Annotated in this window: 6 protein-coding genes; 1 reads left to right on the top strand and 5 read right to left on the bottom strand. The window is 63.7% G+C overall.

Translation table 11 applies throughout. The annotated features are described in order from the left end of the window. The first annotated feature begins 596 nt into the window (after positions 1-596). The gene (locus tag FJY68_13225) at positions 597-1,661 is read left to right on the top strand and encodes an MFS transporter (GenBank protein ID MBM3332786.1); all 1,065 of its coding nucleotides are present in this window, start codon (positions 597-599) and stop codon (positions 1,659-1,661) included. Here FJY68_13225 and FJY68_13220 read toward each other — a convergent pair. The 5 genes from FJY68_13220 to FJY68_13200 all read right to left on the bottom strand — a co-directional run. Then, a complete protein-coding gene (locus FJY68_13220; GenBank protein MBM3332785.1) occupies positions 1,658-2,071 on the bottom strand; it encodes a DMT family transporter in 414 nt (137 codons plus the stop codon). The genes FJY68_13225 and FJY68_13220 overlap by 4 nt on opposite strands. Before the next feature lie 76 nt (positions 2,072-2,147). Further along, a complete protein-coding gene (locus FJY68_13215) occupies positions 2,148-3,128 on the bottom strand; it encodes a ketoacyl-ACP synthase III (protein MBM3332784.1) in 981 nt (326 codons plus the stop codon). 146 nt (positions 3,129-3,274) lie between these two features. Beyond that, a complete protein-coding gene (locus FJY68_13210; protein MBM3332783.1) occupies positions 3,275-4,237 on the bottom strand; it encodes a hypothetical protein in 963 nt (320 codons plus the stop codon). Then, positions 4,182-5,120, bottom strand: a complete 939-nt coding sequence (locus tag FJY68_13205; protein MBM3332782.1) for an energy transducer TonB — start codon at positions 5,118-5,120, stop codon at positions 4,182-4,184. The genes FJY68_13210 and FJY68_13205 overlap by 56 nt, the downstream gene beginning before the upstream one ends. Positions 5,121-5,122: 2 nt before the next feature. Continuing rightward, positions 5,123-5,432 (bottom strand): hypothetical protein (locus FJY68_13200; protein MBM3332781.1); only part of this gene is annotated, 310 nt, incomplete at its 5' end.

Below are 5,432 nucleotides of genomic sequence, written 5' to 3'. Positions count from 1 at the left end.
TCGTGGTACTTCGACTACCTGTCCCGAGTCTACCCCTGGCTGGCTGAGCGGTCACGGTCGGAAATCGGGAGCTACATGCGGTACCTCGATGAGTTCGAGCAGGGGCGGCTGAAAGACCCGGCCGAGATCCAGCGCCGCTACATCGCGCTGCTGGAGAGTTTCATCACGCGCAGCCCGGAGCGACCGGCGTACATGACGCATGATGCGGACGCAGGGCTCGACGCCGGGCAGATGCTCGCCGGCGAGCGGCGGGTACCGGTCGGGCTGTTGTTCCAGATCAGAAGCGACACGGTGCTGCCTGAGTTTGACTACACCCGATTCGCAGTGCGGATTCCCCGGAATGGACCGGACATGAGGACGCGGGCCGCTCTCGAACGCTACCGTTTCTTCCTCATGCGTCGAGCACAGGTGCTGGCCGCGCGCGGGCGAGGGGCAGAGCTCGATGGGCTGGTGGATTGGTATCAATCCCTGCCGGTGAGTCGTCTCGCGCCGTTGCCGGCGCATTGAAGGGGTCCAGGGATCAAGGAATCCAGGATTCCAGTGCCTGCCGCCAGTTCCCTTGCATCCCTGAATCCTGAAATCCTCGAGTCCTTTCCATGCTGACCGCCTACGCGGTTCAGTTCCTGACCAATGCCAGCCTGATGGTGGTGATTGTCTATATCCCGCTGCTTGCCCGGGGATACGGGGCGAGCAGCCAGCAGATCGGGTTGCTCGTCGCCTGCTATCAGGCGATGACCCTGATATCGAGCATCGTCTTCGGTCGCTGGGGCGACTACGGGGACCGAAAGAAGTTCGTTGTCTCCGGCCTCGTGGCTGCGACCGTCGCCCTGACGCTGCACGCGTTTGCCCGGAACCTGGGAGGGCTGTTTGCGGCCCGGGCTCTGGCCGGAGCCTGTGTCGGGATCTTTCCGGCAGCTTTGATGGCGTACTTCTACAACCGGAGCAAGCTGCTCGGCCGGTACACCGGATTCGGCGCGTTGGGCTGGGGTATCGGCGCTCTCACGCTTGGGATGCTCAGACCTGATTGGGTGTTTCCGGCGGCCGCTATGCTGATGGGCGCGACTGTCGTTCTCGCCTGGACCGGCCTCAAACACGAGCACGTTCGGCTGGAGCAGCCGTTTCTCGACATGCGCGTACTCAGGCGGAGCTGGCCCATCTACCTCTCATTCCTGCTGCGCCACATCGGGGCGTTTTCGATCTGGTCGATATTCCCGGTGTTCCTTGCCGACCTGGGTGCGAGCCGCCTCTGGGTCGGCATCGTGTTTGCCATCAACCCTTTCGGCCAGGTCCTGTTCATGAACCTGCTCGAGCGGGCCGGGGAGCGGATGCTCATCATCCTCGGCTTCGTCCTCTCGGCCCTGGTCTTTTTCTCATTCGGGCTGGTCACGAGTTTCAAGCAGGTCGTGCCGATACAGGTAGTGCTGGCCTTGTCGTGGTCGTGTCTGTACCTCGGCTCGCTGCGAGAACTGATGCGCGTCAATCCCGAACGTTCGACGGCGGCGGGGATGTTCCAGTCGGTTCTCAGCCTCTCCGCGGTCGGGGGAGCGCTGCTTCTGGGCCTGACCGGCGGGTTTGGATACCGGACGGTGATGTTTGTGGCTGCCGGGCTGGCAGGCGCCGGCGGAATCCTGCACGTCGCGGTCCGGCCGAGCCGCGTCTAGCGGGTCAGGAAGAAGACCGCCAACCCGGCACAGACCAGGCCGAGGACGTGTGTGACTGTGACCGGCTCTTTGAGAAAGATGAAGCCGAGCAGCGCCGGTATCAGTATGTACATTCCGGTCAAAGGCATCACCACCGAAGCCGGGCCCTTGCGGATGGCGACGTAGAAGAGGACCGACGCGACCCCGGCCGCGAGGCCGGAGGCGAGGGCGAGCGGCGCCGGTCGGACCCAGCGGCTCGCGCCACCCAGGAGTGCGAAAAGAGTGACGGGTAGCATGCTCGCGAGGGTACTCCAAAAGGCAACACCTTCGGCCGGCTGACTTCGTGAGACCAGCTTCGTGGCAAAGCCCCACGCGCCCCAGCACAGGAGCGCGAGCAGAGAGAGAACGCGGTAGTCCACGGTCAGTGCCAGCGAAGGGGCTTGGGGACCAAAGAACCAGAGGTTCCGGTCTCCGACACCGGGCTCTTGGAGTCCCGAGCCCTCTTGGTCAGAAACGTATGAGGACGCCGCCCCAGGTGAGACCGGCGCCGAAGGCGACGAGCATCACGTTGTCGCCGGGATGCACCAACCCGGCCTTGCGGGCCTCGTCCAGCGCGATGATCGTCGTGGCCGAAGAGGTGTTGCCGTACTTGGCGATGTTGACGAAGACCCGTTCGGAAGGGAATTTGAGCAGCTTGGCTGTCGCCTCGATGATGCGCAGATTGGCCTGGTGGGGGATGAGGAGAGCCAGGTCATCGATTCCGAGACCGGTTTCCTGCAACAGGTGCTTGACTGCATCAGCCATATTGCGGACCGCGACCTTGAAGACGGCGTTGCCGTTCATCTTGCAGGTGTGCATGCGTTGCTGCACGGTCTCAACGCTGGCCGGATGGCGTGAGCCGCCGGCCGGCATGTAGAGGTGCTGGCCGCCATGGCCGTTGGCGGCCAAGTAGGTGCCAAGAATGCCGGTATCCGTGTCTTTTCCGGCCTTCAGCACCGCAGCGCCAGCCCCGTCGCCAAACAAGACACAGGTCGACCGGTCGGTCCAATCGGTCACCTTGCTCATCAGCTCCACGCCGACGACCAGTACTGTCCGGTAGACCCCATTGGCGACGAACTGCTGGGCAACGCTCAGTGCGTATATGAAGCCGGTGCAGCCAGCGCTGACGTCGAACGCAGCGGCGCGTGACGCGCCGAGCCGTTCCTGCAGAACGCAGGCGGTCGAAGGGAACGGCATGTCACCGGTAACGGTGCCGACGACGATGAGGTCGAGCTCCTCCGCTTTCACCTTCGATTCAGCCAGAGCCTTTTCGCAGGCAACCATGGCAACGTCCGACGCGGTCTCGCCGGCCGCGGCTATGTGACGCTCCTTCATGCCCGTGCGTTCAGTTATCCAAGCGTCTGACGTATCCACAATCTTCTCGAGGTCAGCGTTGGTCATGACGCGCGCGGGGACATGTGCCCCGGTGCCGGCTATGATCGCTGACAGGCGGTGCGTCGGCCATCTCGAACCCATCTGCGGTTCGCGGACACTGGTTTTGTTCACAACCTTAATGATAGTGGGCGGCATCCGTCCGTCAAATCAGGCAGAGCTGCCGGAAGCCGGCGTAGCGGGAGCGGGAACGCGCCGGATGCCTAGAGGATGCGGATCTCGATCTTGGAGAGCTTGGGCTGAAGACCTGGTACGAAGCGGGGAACGACACTGAGCGCGCCGGGTGGCAGCACGACGCGGCGGTTCAACTCGGCCTCGATAACGCGGCAGCGCTCAGCCGAGAGGCGCTCCAGTTCGGTGTAGACGTAGACCACGACCTGGCTCTTGAGCTTCTCTTTGACGACGTTGGCCGCCTCGTCGAGGCGCGGGGTCGCCCGTTCAAGCAGCTGCGCGCCACCTTCGGTGAAGATCATGTCCGCAGCAATCGATACCACCCATTCTCCGCCAGCTTCCTGTACCAACCCGTTGACGCGCTGGGGTGTGCCCGGGATCCGCGTCTGGTTGCCCTGAGCGTCGTAGGCGTTGAACGTGAAACTGTATACCTCGCCGGGGGCGATGGGCTCGCCCGAGTCGGTCTTGCCGTCCCAAGTGATGACCGCCGGCGGCTGTCCCTTGCGGGCGATGCGGCGGACGGCCTCGCCGAGCGAGTTCGACACTTCCAGATCCCAGGTGGACACCCGCTGCTCGAAGGTCGGGAGGAAGACCATCATGTCGCCATAGATGAAGTTGCGTTCGGTCGGGATCCGCAGGAACGAGGAGTGGGCGAAGTACTGCGGAATCGTCAGGGAGTCGACCGAGTAGTGGAGGGCCTCGTCGAGGACATAGCTTTCCGGTGTCAGCAGTTCGTTGACCGGCGAGAAAGGGTCAATCTGCGGCGGGAGAAAGAGCTTTGTGTCCTCGATCTTGACTTCGGTTTCGCCTTTGATCACTTCCTCTCCGATCGCGTGCTGGTCGGCGTTCGGCGCGGGCCGGGCAGCGGTGCTCTCGGGCTTGGGCGACGCCGGGGTTGGTTGGGAAAAGAGAAGGGCAACAATGAGTAGCGTCATATCCTCAAGACAGGACGAATCGGAATGTGATTTCGCCCCACTGGTCCTCCGACTTGACATCGGGTCTCAGCGCCGCGAACTCCCATCCGCGCAGCGCGTCCACGACGACCCGGTCCAGGTCCGGATAGCCAGAACTTGACTCCACAGTGGGCACACCTTTGACTTGACCGTCGGGCTGAACCCAGATCCGCACCACGGCGGTGCCGGATACGCGGCGCTCGAGTGCCCACTTCGGATACCGCGGTAGGAGTTTCCTGGTGATCTCGCGCTGGGAGATCGGCCCGGCGATGGTGAAGTTCGTTCCGCGGGTGACGGGGGCTTCCACCGTGGGCAGGTCCCGGTCAGCGCTGGCCGGCAAGCTGCGGGCGGTGGGTTTCGCCAGTTCGCGGCGTTCGATAGTCAGTTGCGCGGCGGGCTGGGGTATGCCAGGGACGCCGCGGCCGTCCCCGCTGCCCCGACCGGGCGCGCGGGTCAGGGCGATTGCCGGCTGGGAGAGAATCTCGTCAGTGGACTGCGAACTACCCTTACCGCCAAGGTAGACAAGGTCCATGGTACCGGCAGAACGGTCCAGTTCGTATCGGCTGAGATCGATCTTCGCCTGCGACGGGCCGCGGTCGAGTGCGGCCCGCAGGTCGATTGTCGGGCCGTCAGGGGTCCCGGACGGCGTGTAGCTCATCGAGGCGGCATCGACGAGTCCGGGTGCGTCGCCGCCCCCGATCTCTTGTTTGGGTACGACTTTCGCGACTTCAGGCCGACGTGTGATGTCATAGACGTTGACCTGGATGAGGTCTTCCCCGGGTCTGACCGCGGTCGGCTTCAGGTTGGAAAAGCCGAACATGCTCCCCAGGTGAACTACTGCCGAGAGGATGATGGCAATCCAAATCACCGGGGACCGACGATCCTCGGGGATGGTGATGTTTCGGAGCGCGATTCCGTCGGGCATGGCTAGCTCTTGATCGTCAGTTTCTTCGTCGCGCAGACGATGCGCGCCGCACCTGCCTTCTTTGCCGCAGAGAGGACGTCGAGCACCTGGTTGCCGTAGCACTGCTTGTCGGCCCGGATCACGACCAATACATAGGGGTCGCGGGCGACCTGAGCGGCGACCAGGCTGCCAACCTCCTCGAGCGTCGCGACCGGTTCGTCGTCAAACAGGTACTGCCCGGTCTGGGTCAGGATGATGCTGATGTCATTCTGGACCTCCCGCTGGCCGGTGTGGGCCTCAGGCACGTCGACCGGCGTGCGCGTGTGGGAGACG

It is taken from the genome of candidate division WOR-3 bacterium (assembly GCA_016867815.1).
Classification (GTDB): Bacteria; Hydrothermota; Tepidihabitantia; order Tepidihabitantales; family Tepidihabitantaceae; genus UBA2258.
Note: the sequence above shows the minus strand (reverse complement) of the source record. Positions and strands in the feature narration are given on the sequence as shown.

Bases quoted from the DNA above. Each gene is read 5' to 3' on its own strand.
- FJY68_13225 (MBM3332786.1), top strand. From the start codon at position 597: ATGCTGACCGCCTACGCGGTTCAGTTCCTGACCAATGCCAGCCTGATG.
- FJY68_13210 (MBM3332783.1), bottom strand. From the start codon at position 4,237: ATGTCAAGTCGGAGGACCAGTGGGGCGAAATCACATTCCGATTCGTCC.
- FJY68_13205 (MBM3332782.1), bottom strand. From the start codon at position 5,120: ATGCCCGACGGAATCGCGCTCCGAAACATCACCATCCCCGAGGATCGT.